The organism is Pantoea eucrina, assembly GCF_002095385.1.
Taxonomy (GTDB): Bacteria; Pseudomonadota; Gammaproteobacteria; order Enterobacterales; family Enterobacteriaceae; genus Pantoea; species Pantoea eucrina.
The window spans coordinates 34,554-49,170 of record NZ_MIPP01000020.1 but is presented as its reverse complement, the minus strand read 5'-3'; the positions used below and the strand labels follow the sequence as shown (position 1 = coordinate 49,170).

Sequence of the window (14,617 nt, the reverse complement as noted above, 5' to 3'; positions counted from 1 at the left end):
CTTATCTTCCTAACCACGGTAGTGGGTTAACAGCTTTGCCCTGACGGCGGATCTCAAAATAGAGCGACGGCGTACCGCGGCCGCCACTGGTGCCTACCAGCGCCACCGGCTGACCAGCTTTGACCTGTGCACCGACGCTTACCAGTGCGCTCTGGTTATAGCCGTACAGGCTCATATCGCCTTTACCGTGCTCCAGTACCACAACCAGCCCGTAGCCCTGCAGCCAGTCGGCCATCAGTACCCGTCCATCCGCAATCGCTTTCACTTCGGTGCCTTCCGGTGCGTCGATTACCAGTCCTTTCCAGCGTAGCTCACCCTGCATCGCCTCACCGAAGCGGTGTTCAATTCTGCCGCGTACCGGCCAGAAAGCCTGGCCGCCTGCGCGCCCCAGTCCGCCGGTACGCGCCATCAGCTCACGCTCGCTCTGCGTGGGGGCATAGCTGGAGCCTTTCGCTTTGGCCTGCGCCTGACGCTGGCGCACCTTCTCGGCTTCACGCGCCTCGCGCTCGGCCCGCTGACGCGCTTCGCGCTCTGCTTTGGCAATTTTATCCTGCAGACGGCTTTCGTTCTGACGCATTTCAACCAGGTCTGCCTGATCTTTTTCCAGCGCATTCTCCAGCGCGGAGAGGGTCTTTTTGCGGGCGGCGCTGGCGTTTTCCAGTTTGCTTTGCTGCGCCTGCTGCTGAACGAGCAGATTTTTTTGCTGCTGCTGTTTGCTCTGCATGGTCAGACGCTGCTCAGCCAGCTGCTGCCGGGTCTGCCGCAGCTCATCGATATTTTTTTGCCGCGCGGCGTTGAGGTAACCAAAATAGGCCAGGATGCGTTCACTGCGCTGCGCTTCTGCGCCGCCCAGCAGCAGCTGTACACCATTATGCTGCCCCTGGCGAAAAGCGGCGTCGAGCTGCTGCGCCAGCAGGCTTTCCTGCTGCGTCTGCTGCTTTTCAAGGCGGGAGATAGAGGCGGTAAGCTGAGCAACCTCTTTGTCGAGCGTGCTTAAGCTATTGCGCGTTTCGCGTAGCTGACGGCTCGCCTGGGCAATAATCTTCTCCTGGCTTCGGAGCTGATCGAGCAGTTTACTGCGCTCGACTTTCTGAGCTTTAACGCTCTTCTCTTTTTCCGCGATACTTTGCTGAATGGTTTTTAGCTGCGCTTTATTGTCGTCAGCGCTGTAACCGGTAACAGGCAGCAAAAAAATACCCGCACACAGCAGGCTGAGGGAGAGGGGGGACCAGCGGAATACCAGCTGAGAAGCCGGGCCGTTGTAATGAGTCCTTGTAGGTGTAATGCGCGCTTTTCCCTTCATAGTTGATAATTATTCCACGATGAACAGCCGCTTACCAGTTATCCCGGCCAGCTTTTAGATTACGAAACGTGTCGCTTTAAAGCTTAGCGCGATAAACATTGTCTGAATTTTGCGATTAAAACATTTTTTTTGGAAAATGACGCACAAATCGTATCTCTGCCCGCATCGCGACTGTACATGCGAAGTGGCGCAGGTATACTCAGAACCCTTGTTTTAGCTTATAAGCCCGGTCTGGAGTCGTTACCTCTCATGCAAGAAATCATGCAGTTTGCAAGCAATCACCCCATCCTTAGTCTGGCATGGGTCGTTTTACTTATTCTGGTGATTGTGACCACCGTTAAAGGGATGTTCTCTAAGGTAAAAACCATCAGCCGTGGCGAAGCGACCCATCTGATTAATAAAGAGAACGCGGTGGTAGTAGACGTGCGTTCACGCGACGATTATCGCAAGGGACATATTTCCGGCGCGGTTAACGTAGCAGCAGCAGATATTAAAAAAGGCAGCTTCGGCGAGCTGGAAAAGCACAAGTCGCAGCCCATAATTGTGGTATGTGCCACCGGTCAGAGCGCGGGCGATTCAGCAGCAACGCTGAGCGCAGCAGGCTTTGAACATGTCGCTGTCCTGAAAGATGGCGTCAGCGGCTGGAGTGGCGAAAACCTGCCGCTGGTTCGCGGTAAATAATCATCTGAGGTATTCCGCATGGCTAATGTTGAGATTTACACCAAAGTAACCTGCCCATACTGCCATCGTGCAAAGGCGTTACTGGATCAGAAAGGCGTTTCTTATCAGGAGATCCCTATTGATGGGGACGCAATGAAACGTGAAGAGATGATCCGGCGCAGTGGCCGCACCACGGTGCCGCAGGTTTTTATCGACGCTCAGCACATCGGTGGTTGTGACGATCTCTACGCGCTGGACGGGCGTCAGGGACTCGATCCTCTGCTTCAGGCTTAACTCTTCTGCACTGATAATTATCACTTAAGGACTTAGTAACATGTCAGAACAAAGCACCAACGAAATGCAGTTCCAGATCCAGCGCGTTTATACCAAAGATGTCTCTTTTGAAGCGCCAAACGCACCACAGGTTTTTCAGAAAGAGTGGGAGCCGGAAGTCAAACTGGATCTGGATACCGCCTCTTCTCAGCTGGCTGATGAAGTGTATGAAGTGGTGCTGCGCGTGACGGTAACCGCAACCGTAGGCGAAGAGACCGCATTCCTGTGCGAAGTACAGCAGGCGGGTATCTTTACCATCAGCGGTATTGATGGCACGCAGATGGCGCACTGCCTTGGCGCATACTGCCCGAACATTCTGTTCCCTTACGCACGTGAGTGCGTGACCAGCCTGGTTTCACGCGGTACGTTCCCGCAGCTCAATCTGGCTCCGGTTAACTTCGATGCGCTGTTCATGAACTACCTGCAGCAGCAAGGTGAAGGCGAAGCGCCACGTCAGGATGCCTGATGACAACAGATAACGCGTCTATCAGCGTACTCGGTGCCGGCTCGTACGGCACCGCTCTCGCTATCACGCTGGCTCGCAACGGGCATCCGGTTCTGCTCTGGGGCCACAATCCGCAAAGCGTCGCCCGCCTGCAGGCTGACCGCTGTAACACCGCTTTCCTGCCCGATGTTCCTTTTCCCGATAATCTGATCCCTGAAGCCGATCTCGCCCAGGTGGTTCGCGCGAGCCGCGATCTGCTGGTAGTAGTACCGAGCCATGTTTTTGGCGACGTGCTGCAGCAGATTAAACCTTACCTGCGTATCGATTCCCGTGTTGTCTGGGCTACCAAAGGCCTGGAAAAAGAGACCGGCCGTCTGCTGCAGGACGTTGCGCGGGAGATCCTGGGCGACGCTATTCCGCTGGCGGTAATTTCCGGGCCTACTTTTGCCAAAGAGCTGGCCGCCGGTTTACCTACCGCTATCGCACTTGCGGCGACCGATGCGGAGTTTGCTGACGATCTGCAGCAGAAGCTGCACTGCGGCAAAAGCTTCCGCGTTTATAACAACGCCGATTTTACCGGTGTTCAGCTGGGCGGGGCCGTTAAAAACGTTATTGCTATCGGTGCCGGCATCTCAGACGGTATCGGCTTCGGCGCTAACGCACGTACCGCACTGATCACCCGTGGCCTGGCAGAGATGAGCCGTCTGGGCGCGGCGCTGGGTGCCGATCCGGTAACGTTTATGGGCATGGCAGGACTGGGCGATCTGGTGCTGACCTGCACCGATAACCAGTCACGCAATCGCCGTTTTGGCATGATGCTGGGTCAGGGCGAGAGCGTTGAAGAGGCGCAACGCATTATCGGACAAGTTGTAGAAGGCTACAGAAATACCAAAGAAGTCAAAGCCCTGGCAGCGAGAATGGGCGTTGAAATGCCGATAACCGAGCAGATTTATCAGGTACTGTATTGCGAAAAAACGGCGCGAGAGGCAGCATTAAGCTTACTGGGTCGTGCAAGGAAGGACGAAAACAGCCCGGGCTAGAGCAGGATGCTCAGCACACCAACCTGTAGCGCCTCTGCGGCGCTTTTTTATGGGAGTAAACAGCAATGTCGTCTGAAGAGTTAGAACTGGTCTGGAACCATATCAAAGCAGAAGCCAGAGCGCTGGCAGATTGCGAACCGATGCTGGCCAGCTTTTATCACGCGACTTTGCTGAAACATGAAAATCTCGGCAGCGCGCTCAGCTACATGCTGGCGAACAAGCTGGCGAATCCGATTATGCCTGCTATCGCTGTGCGTGAAATTGTTGAAGAAGCGTATCGTCAGGATCCGGAGATGATTGTCTCAGCGGCCTATGATATTCAGGCCGTACGCCAGCGCGATCCGGCAGTAGACAAATACTCTACGCCGCTGCTCTACCTGAAAGGCTTCCATGCGCTGCAGGCCTATCGTATTGGCCACTGGCTGTGGAAAGAGGGTCGCCGCGCGCTGGCTGTCTATCTGCAAAATGAGATCTCCGTTTCCTTCGCCGTTGATATTCACCCGGCGGCCCGTATCGGGCGCGGGATCATGCTGGATCACGCTACGGGTATTGTGATCGGCGAAACGGCCGTAGTAGAAAATGATGTCTCTATCCTGCAATCCGTTACGCTGGGCGGGACCGGCAAAACCAGCGGCGATCGCCATCCTAAAATTCGCGAAGGCGTTATGATTGGTGCCGGCGCTAAAATCCTCGGCAACATAGACGTAGGTCGCGGAGCAAAAATCGGTGCCGGCTCGGTGGTACTGCAGCCTGTTCCCCCGCATACCACCGCCGCTGGCGTTCCGGCGCGCATTGTGGGCAAACCCGCCAGCGATAAACCCTCAATGGATATGGATCAGCATTTTACCGGCGCCGGTTTTGAATATGGTGACGGGATTTAATCTCTGATCAGCGCGCCGGCGAAATCGAGCTGGCGCCACGCTTCATACACCACCACTGATACGGCATTGGAGAGATTCATGCTGCGGCTTTCGGCGCGCATCGGGATGCGTATCTTCTGTCCGGCAGGCAGGGCGTCAAGGATTTCCGCGGGCAGGCCCCGGCTTTCCGGGCCAAACAGCAGGTAGTCCCCGGCCTGATAGCTGACGGCGCTGTGTGCTGGCGTACCTTTCGTGGTCAGGGCAAACAGACGCTGCGGCGCCTCAGACGCGAGGAAAGCGCTGTAGCTGGCGTGTTTTTTCAGCGCGGTATATTCATGATAATCAAGTCCGGCGCGGCGCAGCCGTTTGTCATCCCACGCAAAGCCAAGCGGCTCAATCAGATGCAGCTGAAAGCCGGTGTTAGCGCACAGGCGGATGATATTACCGGTGTTGGGTGGTATTTCAGGTTCGAATAAAACAATGTTCAGCATAAGGCCCCCGCAATCAGGGGCCGAAGCATAACAAATTACTGGCGGGCAGAGTATAGCGGGAGCCAGAGCGTCAGGCGCAGCCCGCCCAGCGGGCTGTTATCTGCTTTGACCCAGCCGCGGTGCTGCTGTACGGCCGTCTCCACAATCGCCAGCCCAAGCCCGGTGCCGCCAGACTCGCGATCGCGCGCTTCATCAGTGCGATAAAACGGGCGGAAAATCTGCTCGCGATCTTCTTCGCTGACGCCCGGACCGTCATCATCCACGTGAACGGTAATGCCCTGAATATCCACCGAGAAGCTCACGCTGATGTGTGAATCAGAATAGCGCAGCGCATTGCGCACGATGTTCTCCAGAGCGCTCTCCAGCGCATGCGGGTTGCCATACAGCGGCCACGGGCCAGGCGGATAGGGCACTTCCATGGTTTTACCCATCTGTTCCGCTTCAAAGCGCGCATCCTCCAGCACGCCGTTCCATAGCTGGTTTGCTTTCATCGCCTCGCTGACCAGGGCGTTTTTATGCTGGGTACGTGACAGCACCAGCAGATCGTTGATCATGCCATCCAGCCGCTGCGCTTCGGTCTCAATGCGCTGCAGCTCTTTCCCTTCGCCATGACGACGACGCAGCAGAGCCGTAGCCAGCTGGAGGCGCGTCAGCGGAGTGCGCAGCTCATGGCTGATGTCGGACAACAGGCGCTGCTGGGCAGTCATCATGCGCTCAAGCGCGCTGACCATCTGATTAAAACTGGATCCGGCCGCCAGAAACTCCTGCGGACCTGACTCCAGTTCAGGATGCTGACGCAGATTGCCGCTGGCCACTTCATCCGCCGCGTATTTCAGCTTGCGCGCCGGTCGAGCCAGGCTCCATGCCAGCCAGAGCAGCAGCGGAGAGCTAATCAGCATCGTGACAATCAGCAGCAGCAGCGGCCGGTCGAATAACAGGTTGATAAAATCGAGCTGAGAACTGGTGGCTGGTCGGATCAGATAGAGCTGATAGTTATCTTCACCGTCGCGTACGGCAAAGGGACCAACCATCTCAACGCGGCCATATTTTTTCTTCTGCGGGTGATCGGCGTTATCTGACTGACCGATAAAGTTGCGGATCACCTGCATTTCATTGTGCTGTGCGCCGATGACCCGGCCTTCACTGGTGACCAGCAGCAGGCGCTGACCCGGCGGCGCCCATTTGTCGATAGCGCGAAACAGCCGGCGCCACCACATCAGGTCATTAGGCGGATCCTGAGAGAGTTCCGCTTCCACATGCTGTTCAATCATGGTGCCCTGCCGCTGTTCGCTTTCCATCAGAGCGGTCATCTGACGCGAATCGAGCTTGGGCACCATCAGGACCAGCATCAACACCAGCGCCAGCGTAAGCCAGAAGATGGCGAAGATGCGGGTCGTCAGACTGCCTATCATGATGCAGAAACCATCAGATAGCCGCGTCCGCGCAGCGTTTTGAACCATGGATGGCCATCACGACGCTCAGGGAGTTTGCGGCGCAGGTTGGAGATATGCATATCGATGGCACGGTCAAAGGGCGTCAGGCGTTTGCCAAGCACTTCCTGACTGAGATGCTCGCGCGATACCACCTGGCCAAGATGCTGCGCCAGCAGGTAAAGCAGCGTGAACTCGGTGCCGGTGAGATCGAGCGTTTCGTTATCGAAGCTCGCCTCCTGGCGCCCCGGATTCAGACGCAGGCAGTCGACTTCAAGCGTCGGCGAACTGGTATCGTGCTGCTGTTGCTGCTGCTCGCTCCAGTTTGAACGACGCAGGATCGCACGAATACGCGCCACCAGTTCACGGTCGTTGAACGGTTTAGGCAGGTAGTCATCCGCCCCCAGCTCCAGCCCCAGAACGCGATCCAGTTCGCTGCCGCGCGCGGTCAGCATAATGACCGGCGTCTGATGCTGCTGACGCAGCTCTTTCAACGTATCGATACCGTTTTTCTTCGGCATCATGACATCCAGCAGCAGCAGGTCAACAGAGCTGTCCAGCAGAGTAAGTGCCTGCTCTCCATCGCTGGCTACAATGACTTCAAACCCTTCCATTTCGAGTAATTCTTTAAGCAGCGAAGTTAATTCGCGGTCGTCATCTACCAACAGGATTTTATTCATTTTTTATTGCCCTCCGCAGGCAAAATACCGTGTTCCCACACTGGCAATCCAACGCTTTACGTAGTTTTACACCCCCTGACGGTTGTTTGCAGCTGCCGCCGTAAACTGGGTCTCGTTGAATCGCAAAACAGAGCAAACCGGGAGTAAACGATGCGCAACTTAACCGTCATCGTCATTGCTTCAGCGATGGTTCTTAGTCACGCCAGCGCAGTTGCAGCAGAGACGACAGCGATTGAAGAGATGCATCAAAACGGCGGCTTGACGACAGGCAGTATGACGCAAAATCCGCAAAGTCACATGTTCGATGGTATTGAGCTTACCGAACAGCAGCGGCAGCAAATGCGGGACCTGATGCAGCAAGCACGTCATGAGCGCCCGGTGTTAAGCGTTCAGGATATTGAAACTATGCATGACCTTGTCACTGCAGACAAATTTAATGAATCGGCGATCCGCCAGCTGGCTGAAAAACAGGCCCGCGCGCAGGTTGACCTGCAGGTTGAGATGGCCCGGGTTCGTAATCAGATGTATCACCTGCTGACGCCTGTGCAGCAGGCAGCGTTAAAAAAGAATCATGAACGCCGGCTGAATGATGTTCGTCGGTTCTCAGGATTGCAGTCGTCGTCATCGCTGCAAGCAGTGAGTAGCACCAGTAGTAACCAGTAACATAGTATCCCTGTTTTTCCTTGCCATAGACACCATCCCTGTCTTCCCCCGCCATGATGGCGGGGTTTTTTTGCCCGCCGTATGCCGTTGCCAATGAATAGCGCATCGCAGACGCAGCTCTGCCGGACTGATGATAAACTTGTTTTCAGTTAAGGCGGGCACGCGCATCTGTTTAATAGGGCGAAACATGGATTCTGAGTACGCAACACTGGTCCGGCGCGCTGCGCTGGCCGCTACCTCACTGGCGCTGGCGCTGCTGCTGGTCAAAATTTTTGCCTGGTGGTACACCGGATCGGTCAGCGTGCTGGCGGCACTGGTGGATTCGCTGGTCGACATCGCCGCCTCGCTGACCAATCTGCTGGTAGTACGTTATGCGCTACAGCCCGCCGACGATGATCACACTTTCGGCCATGGCAAAGCAGAATCGCTGGCGGCGCTGGCGCAGAGCATGTTTATCTCCGGCTCCGCGCTCTTTCTGTTTCTGACCGGCATTCAGCACCTGGCAAAACCGGAAACGCTGCGCGCGCCGCTGGTCGGCGTTGTCGTAACCATTGTTGCCCTCTTTTCCACGCTGGCGCTGGTGGCTTTCCAGCGCTGGGTTGTACGGCGCACCCGCAGTCAGGCGATTCGCGCCGATATGCTGCACTATCAGTCGGATATCGTTATGAATGGCGCGATTCTGGTGGCGCTGGGTCTGAGCAGCTACGGTTTTGCGCGTGCTGATGCGCTGTTTGCGCTGGGGATCGGCGTCTATATCCTCTATAACGCGCTGCGTATGGGATATGAAGCCGTGCAGGCGCTGCTGGATCGCGCGCTGCCGGAGCAGGAAAAGCAGCAGATTATTGCACTGGTGACACAGTGGCCTGGCGTATGCGGCGCGCATGCATTGCGTACCAGGCAGTCAGGGCCGACGCGGTTTATTCAGCTGCATCTGGAAATGGAAGATGCGCTGCCGCTGGTTCAGGCGCATCACGTTGCTGATGAGATTGAACAGGCGCTGCGCCGGAAATTTCCAGGTTCTGACATTATTATTCACCAGGATCCCTGCTCGGTCGTCCCGGAACATCAGCAGGGCTTTTTCCGCTTTTAGCTTTTTTAATTCAGGCGCTTATATGTTAAAAATGACAAAACGCTAACAACTCTTTAAAAAATTAGCGAAAACTTGTCTGACCTGAATCAATTCAGCATTGAGCCTTTGATATACTATCTGCAACTATTAAGCCCCACGTTCGGGAGCAGGCATGACCCGGTCGATCGGCGGGAATAATCCTTAGTTTTGAACAATCCAGAGGTTGTCATGATCAAAAAAATCGGAGTACTGACCAGTGGCGGCGACGCCCCGGGCATGAACGCAGCCATTCGCGGAGTTGTCCGTTCCGCCCTGAGTGAAGGCCTGGAAGTTTTTGGTATCTATGACGGCTATCTGGGTCTGTATGAAGATCGCATGATCAATCTCGACCGCTACAGCGTTTCTGACATGATTAACCGCGGCGGCACTTTTCTTGGCTCGGCGCGCTTTCCTGAGTTCCGTAATGAAGAGGTACGCCAGGCAGCGATCGAAAACATGAAAAAGCGGGGTATTGACGCGCTGGTGGTGATTGGCGGTGACGGCTCCTACATGGGCGCCAAACGACTGACTGAGATGGGGTTCCCCTGCATCGGTCTGCCAGGCACTATCGATAACGACGTGGCTGGCACTGACTACACCATCGGGTATTTCACCGCGCTGGAAACGGTGGTGGAAGCGATTGACCGCCTGCGCGATACCTCCTCTTCGCATCAGCGTATCTCAATTGTGGAAGTGATGGGCCGCTACTGTGGCGATCTGACGCTGGCAGCGGCGATTGCCGGCGGCTGTGAATTTATTGTGCTGCCGGAAATCCCGTATACCCGTGAAGAGCTGGTTGAAGAGATTAAGGCGGGCATTGCAAAAGGGAAAAAGCACGCCATCGTGGCGATTACCGAGCACATCTGCGATATCGACGATCTGGCGCGCTTCATCGAAGAAGAGACAAAGCGTGAAACCCGCGCAACCGTGCTCGGACATATCCAGCGCGGCGGCGCGCCCTGTGCTTACGACCGCATTCTGGCGTCGCGTATGGGCGCTTACTCGATTGAGCTGCTGCTGCAGGGCTATGGCGGCCGCTGTGTCGGGATCCAGAATGAGAAGATGGTGCACCACGATATCATCGACGCGATTGAGAACATGAAGCGTCCGTTCAAGCGCGACTGGCTCGATACGGCGAAAAAGCTCTACTGATCTGCATGCAGGCGCGATCCCGTTCGCGCCTTTTCCTCTTTTTTATATTCCTGCAAGTTATAACTGCTTATTTTTAATTCTTTAATCCACTGTTCGCTTTGTGTCACTCTTGCGGCATAACCTACGCGGGAGAGCAGGAAATGAATAAGTGGAGTATCGGCATCACCTTGTTACTGGCATCGTCTGGTGCGCTGGCAAAGGATTATCAGCTGTTAAACGTCTCATACGATCCGACCCGCGAACTGTACGAACAATATAACAAGGCCTTCAGCGCCCATTACAAGCAGGAAACCGGTGATAACGTGGTGATCCGTCAGTCGCACGGCGGTTCCGGCAAGCAGGCGACCTCCGTCATCAATGGTATTCGTGCCGATGTGGTTACGCTGGCGCTGCAGTCCGATGTGGATGCGATTGCTGAGCGCGGCCGTATCGACAAAAACTGGATCAAACGCCTGCCGGATAACTCTGCGCCCTATACCTCCACCATTGTGTTTCTGGTACGTAAAGGCAATCCCAAAAATATTCATGACTGGTCAGATCTGACTAAGCCTGGCGTATCCGTGATCACGCCAAATCCGAAAACTTCCGGCGGTGCCCGCTGGAACTATCTGGCGGCATGGGGCTGGGCGCTTGATCAGAATCAGGGCGACCAGGCTAAAGCGCTCGCTTATGTGAAAGCGCTGTTTAAAAATGTTGAGGTGCAGGATTCCGGTGCGCGCGGCGCAACCAATACGTTTGTAGAGCGCGGAATAGGCGACGTACTGATCGCCTGGGAAAACGAAGCGTATCTGGCGGTGGAAAAACTGGGTAAAGATAAGTTTGAAATCGTGACGCCAGGCGAGTCTATTCTTGCAGAGCCAACGGTTTCTGTAGTGGATAAAGTGGTCGACGCGCAGGGTACACGCAGCGTGGCGGAAGCTTACCTGAAATATCTCTACTCGCCGGAAGGCCAGACTATCGCGGCGCAGAACTTCTATCGTCCGCGTGATGCAGAGGTCGCGAAGAAGTTCGCCAGTACCTTTGCACCAGTAAAACTCTTCACCGTAGATGAGAAATTTGGCGGCTGGAGTAAAGCGCAGAAAGATCACTTCGCCGACGGTGGCAGCTACGATCAGGTTATGAAGCCCTGATTACCCACTATGAGCGATAAAAAAGGTCAGCTTTTAGCTGACCTTTTTTTGTATAAAAATCGATATATGATAGTCATCACGCTGTGTAACTGATTAAAATAAGACCATTTCATCAGTGGCTAAGGGATTGATTATGAAAGAAAGGAATCGGTTTTTATCAGGCCTGGTGTGGAGTCTGGTTATCATTATTGTCATGCTGAGCATAGCCATTTTTTATTATTACCGGAATGGCGAGGCGCTGTGGCGGATTGTAAGCGAACAGTGCGTGCCCGCTATGGCGCAACACAGCAAACCAGCCCCTTGCAAAGAAGTTAATCTCCGGCAGGGTCATGTTATCTACAAAGATATTAAAGGCCCGCATCATTATCTGTTGATGCCCATCGAAAAAATATCTGGTATGGAAAGTCCGGTGTTGCTGGACCCGGACACGCCCAACTTTTTCGCGGCTGCCTGGCAGCATCGCGATCTGCTGGTTCAGGGCAGTCAGCCAGTCAGCGATAGCGCATTTTCTCTGGCGATCAATGCGCAGTATGGACGCTCTCAAAATCAGCTGCATATCCATCTCTCCTGTCTGCGTCCGGAGGTGCGTCAGCAGCTCGATAGTCAGGCATCTCACCTGCATGACGCGTGGCAGCCTGTGACAATAAACCGGCATCGCTATCTGGTTCGCGCAATCTCTGAAGCACACTTGTTCAATCAAAGTGCGTTTATCCGTCTGGCGAAAGAAGTGGCAGGGGCGCGCGAAAAAATGGGGCACTATGGGATGGCATTGACAGCATTACCGGATGGCCGATTAGCGTTGCTGGCGCTGGAGCGTAACTGGCTGATGCTGAATGGTGGATCGGCAGGCGAACTCCAGGATTATCAGTGTCAGCTGCTCAATAAGTAAATGTACAAAAAAGGCGGCCGTAAGGCCGCCCTGAAACAGGTTATAAAAAAGCTTATGCTTTTTTCGCTGCTGCCGCCGCTTTTACGATTACGGCAAAGGCGTCTGCTTTCAGCGACGCGCCGCCTACCAGCGCCCCGTCGATATCGGGCTGGGTGAAGAGTTCAGCCGCATTTTTATCGTTTACTGAGCCGCCATACTGAATAATGACCTGCTGCGCGACAGCGGCATCTTTCTTCGCAATATGGTCGCGAATAAATTTGTGCACCGCCTGCGCCTGCGCTGGCGTGGCCGACTTGCCGGTGCCGATAGCCCAGACGGGTTCATAGGCGATGACTGCACCTTCAAACGCTGCTGCGCCCTGAGTTTCCAGCACGGCATCCAGCTGACGCGCGCACACTTCTTCGGTTTTGCCTGCTTCATTTTCCGCTTCGGTTTCGCCGATGCAGAATACCGGCACCAGACCTGCCTCTTTCAGCACCGCAAACTTCTTCGCGATAAATTCGTCGCTCTCTTTGTGATAAGTGCGACGCTCAGAGTGACCGATGATGATGTACTTTGCGCCGATATCTTTCAGCATCTCTGCGGAGGTTTCACCGGTGAATGCACCTGAAAGGTTAACATCGACATTCTGCGCGCCCAGCGCAATGTGGCTACCGGAAATCGCATGTTTTGCCTGATCCAGATAAATTGCCGGTGGGGCAATCGCTACACCACAGCCGTCCACGCCTGACAGCGCGGTACGCAGACCTTCAATCAGCTCGCCGGTCATCTGCTTGCTGCCATTCAGTTTCCAGTTACCCATAACCAGTGGATGTCGCATTCGTTCCTCCGCATTACGCGATTCATGAAATAGCGCTGCCATCATGGCAGCGATGTCTGCCAGACAGTATAGAGATCAAAAGGGGCGCTGGCTTTGCTTTTCGTCACTTCTGCCTGCGATATCAGGGAGTAGCCAGCGTGAGCTTAATCGGCTCTACGGCAAACGTCAGGCCCTTGTCGCCATTGTCAGCCACCACAAAGCGCAGTGCGCCCTCCGTGCGGCTGAAATAGCGAACGCCTTTGCCGGCGCTCAGTAACGCGTCCAGCTTCTGGCGTCCCTCTTCGGGCGAGAGTCCCGGCACGAAATAGCGCAGCAGAGCGCTCATATAATTCATCGCCTGCAGCTGAGCCTGCTTCATCTCCGGACCCGGCACCGGCAGCCAGGTGATCTGCAGCGTTTTAATCTTTCCGGTGCCCTGTTCCAGCGCGGTGGAAGAGTAAAGCGTTTCGCTGATTTTGCTGGCTGCGCGCGTCAGATGGCTCTTGTCATCACGATTGTCTATTGCACGATATTCCAGCAGCGGCAGTGCAGGATTAGCCGCGTTATAGCTTTCACGAAACTGCGCGATCGTCATATCAAACGCAGGCGCGCCCGTCAGCAGATAAGGCGCCACCGGCAGATGCGCACTGCGATCGGGTGGCGGCTCGTCTGCCCGGGCGGGAGATGACAGCGCGCAGCTAAGCAGCAGCGCGGCTGACAGTTTCTTCATTGCATCGGCCCTGAATCATTCACTTATGGCAGATTAAAACGGTTTTTACCGCCGAAAGTCAAAACCCGCGCGGTGAAAAGCGTGGCGGGATGTTACGGCATCCTCACCAGTAGTGTTCGCTGGTCATGTGGCCCGGCTTGCGTTTGAAATGTTTGCGCATATTGCGGCTCTCTTTCAGCAGCTGCTGGGTATCGCGCACCATCTGTGGATTACCACACAGCATAACGTGGCTGCTCTCTGCGTCGAGCAACAGGCCCACGGCACGCTCCAGCTCACCGCTCTCAATCAGCTGCGGTACCCGGCCCTGCAGCGAACCCGGGCTGCTTTCACGGCTGACCACGGTCTGAATCTGCAGCTTGCCTGCATAGCGCTGCTGCAGCGTCTGCATCAGCGGCAGAAAGCTAAGGTCGCTGGCATAGCGCGCAGCGTGAACCAGGACAACATGGTCAAAGCGCTCCAGACCTTCGCCCTGCTGTAAAATTGACAGGTAGGGGCCGATGGCGGTGCCGGTCGCCAGCATCCACAGGGTGCGGCAGTCAGGGATTTCATCCAGGGTGAAAAAGCCGGCTGCCTCTTTGGTCAGCATGACGTGATCACCCGGCTGCAGCGCCTGCAGGCGCGGACTGAGTTTACCCTCCGGTACGGTGACCAGATAAAACTCCAGCAGCGGATCGTCGGGGGCGTTAACGTAGGAGTAAGCGCGCTGCACGCGCTCCCCCTCTATTTCCAGCGCCAGTTTGGCAAACTGCCCGGCGATAAACCGATCGATAGGGGCAGTAACGCGCAGGCTGAACAGCGCGTCGGTCCAGTTTTTCACCTCTTTAACTTCTGCATTAATCCACTCGGCCATAGGTGCTCCTGTTGAATTCTCCCGGTTATCGCTATCTTTACCAGCCCGCTCTGC

Annotated in this window: 17 protein-coding genes; 10 read left to right on the top strand and 7 right to left on the bottom strand. The window is 55.3% G+C overall.

All coding sequences use genetic code 11. The features are described from left to right. Position 1: 1 nt before the first annotated feature. Positions 2-1,303, bottom strand: a complete 1,302-nt coding sequence (envC, locus tag HA43_RS10555; protein WP_039381228.1) for a murein hydrolase activator EnvC — start codon at positions 1,301-1,303, stop codon at positions 2-4. Between the two features lie 249 nt (positions 1,304-1,552). Here envC and HA43_RS10550 point away from each other — a divergent pair, with 249 nt between their 5' ends. The 5 genes from HA43_RS10550 (at position 1,553) to cysE (ending at position 4,662) form a co-directional block, all read left to right on the top strand. Continuing rightward, positions 1,553-1,984 (top strand): rhodanese-like domain-containing protein, encoded by a 432-nt coding sequence (locus tag HA43_RS10550; RefSeq protein ID WP_039381227.1) that lies wholly within the window; start codon positions 1,553-1,555, stop codon positions 1,982-1,984. A gap of 18 nt (positions 1,985-2,002) precedes the next feature. After that, on the top strand, positions 2,003-2,257 hold the full coding sequence (gene grxC / locus HA43_RS10545) for a glutaredoxin 3 (protein WP_039381226.1): 255 nt from the start codon (positions 2,003-2,005) through the stop codon (positions 2,255-2,257). Positions 2,258-2,297: 40 nt separating this feature from the next. Then, complete coding sequence (gene secB / locus HA43_RS10540; protein WP_039381225.1) at positions 2,298-2,762, top strand: protein-export chaperone SecB; 465 nt, start codon at positions 2,298-2,300, stop codon at positions 2,760-2,762. After that, positions 2,762-3,781: an NAD(P)H-dependent glycerol-3-phosphate dehydrogenase gene (gpsA, locus tag HA43_RS10535; RefSeq protein ID WP_039381224.1), complete on the top strand. Its 1,020-nt coding sequence runs from the start codon at positions 2,762-2,764 to the stop codon at positions 3,779-3,781. The genes secB and gpsA overlap by 1 nt, the downstream gene beginning before the upstream one ends. 65 nt (positions 3,782-3,846) lie before the next feature. Next, on the top strand, positions 3,847-4,662 hold the full coding sequence (gene cysE, locus HA43_RS10530) for a serine O-acetyltransferase (protein ID WP_039381223.1): 816 nt from the start codon (positions 3,847-3,849) through the stop codon (positions 4,660-4,662). Here cysE and trmL read toward each other — a convergent pair. From trmL to cpxR, 3 genes are read right to left on the bottom strand one after another with little or no spacing between them, the layout of a single operon-like run. After that, on the bottom strand, positions 4,659-5,132 hold the full coding sequence (trmL, locus tag HA43_RS10525; RefSeq protein ID WP_039381222.1) for a tRNA (uridine(34)/cytosine(34)/5-carboxymethylaminomethyluridine(34)-2'-O)-methyltransferase TrmL: 474 nt from the start codon (positions 5,130-5,132) through the stop codon (positions 4,659-4,661). The two genes, cysE and trmL, sit on opposite strands and share 4 nt — an antisense overlap. 35 nt (positions 5,133-5,167) lie before the next feature. Then, a complete protein-coding gene (gene cpxA, locus HA43_RS10520; protein WP_039381221.1) occupies positions 5,168-6,544 on the bottom strand; it encodes an envelope stress sensor histidine kinase CpxA in 1,377 nt (458 codons plus the stop codon). Then, positions 6,541-7,242, bottom strand: coding sequence for an envelope stress response regulator transcription factor CpxR (gene cpxR / locus HA43_RS10515; protein ID WP_039381220.1), 702 nt, complete (start codon positions 7,240-7,242; stop codon positions 6,541-6,543). Before cpxR ends, cpxA begins: the two co-directional genes overlap by 4 nt. A 150-nt stretch (positions 7,243-7,392) precedes the next feature. Here cpxR and cpxP point away from each other — a divergent pair, with 150 nt between their 5' ends. From cpxP to HA43_RS10490, 5 genes are all read left to right on the top strand, one after another. Beyond that, the gene (cpxP, locus tag HA43_RS10510; RefSeq protein WP_039381219.1) at positions 7,393-7,905 is read left to right on the top strand and encodes a cell-envelope stress modulator CpxP; all 513 of its coding nucleotides are present in this window, start codon (positions 7,393-7,395) and stop codon (positions 7,903-7,905) included. A gap of 187 nt (positions 7,906-8,092) precedes the next feature. After that, a complete protein-coding gene (gene fieF, locus HA43_RS10505; protein WP_039381218.1) occupies positions 8,093-8,995 on the top strand; it encodes a CDF family cation-efflux transporter FieF in 903 nt (300 codons plus the stop codon). Positions 8,996-9,202: 207 nt separating this feature from the next. Beyond that, entirely contained in the window at positions 9,203-10,165 is a 963-nt protein-coding gene (pfkA, locus tag HA43_RS10500) for a 6-phosphofructokinase (protein WP_039381217.1), read from the top strand. A gap of 140 nt (positions 10,166-10,305) precedes the next feature. After that, positions 10,306-11,295: a sulfate ABC transporter substrate-binding protein gene (locus tag HA43_RS10495; protein WP_039381216.1), complete on the top strand. Its 990-nt coding sequence runs from the start codon at positions 10,306-10,308 to the stop codon at positions 11,293-11,295. 133 nt (positions 11,296-11,428) lie between these two features. Continuing rightward, positions 11,429-12,184, top strand: coding sequence for a CDP-diacylglycerol diphosphatase (locus tag HA43_RS10490; protein WP_094111631.1), 756 nt, complete (start codon positions 11,429-11,431; stop codon positions 12,182-12,184). A gap of 52 nt (positions 12,185-12,236) precedes the next feature. Here the strand turns inward: HA43_RS10490 and tpiA are convergent, their stop codons facing one another. The 3 genes from tpiA to fpr all read right to left on the bottom strand — a co-directional run bounded on the left by tpiA (position 12,237) and on the right by fpr (position 14,563). Next, positions 12,237-13,004 carry a triose-phosphate isomerase gene (gene tpiA, locus HA43_RS10485; protein WP_094111630.1) on the bottom strand — a complete coding sequence of 256 codons (768 nt, stop codon included), beginning with the start codon at positions 13,002-13,004 and terminating at the stop codon, positions 12,237-12,239. A gap of 121 nt (positions 13,005-13,125) precedes the next feature. Further along, positions 13,126-13,713, bottom strand: coding sequence for a YiiQ family protein (locus HA43_RS10480; protein ID WP_039381214.1), 588 nt, complete (start codon positions 13,711-13,713; stop codon positions 13,126-13,128). Positions 13,714-13,816: 103 nt separating this feature from the next. Then, on the bottom strand, positions 13,817-14,563 hold the full coding sequence (gene fpr / locus HA43_RS10475; protein ID WP_094111629.1) for a ferredoxin--NADP(+) reductase: 747 nt from the start codon (positions 14,561-14,563) through the stop codon (positions 13,817-13,819). Positions 14,564-14,617 lie beyond the last annotated feature (54 nt).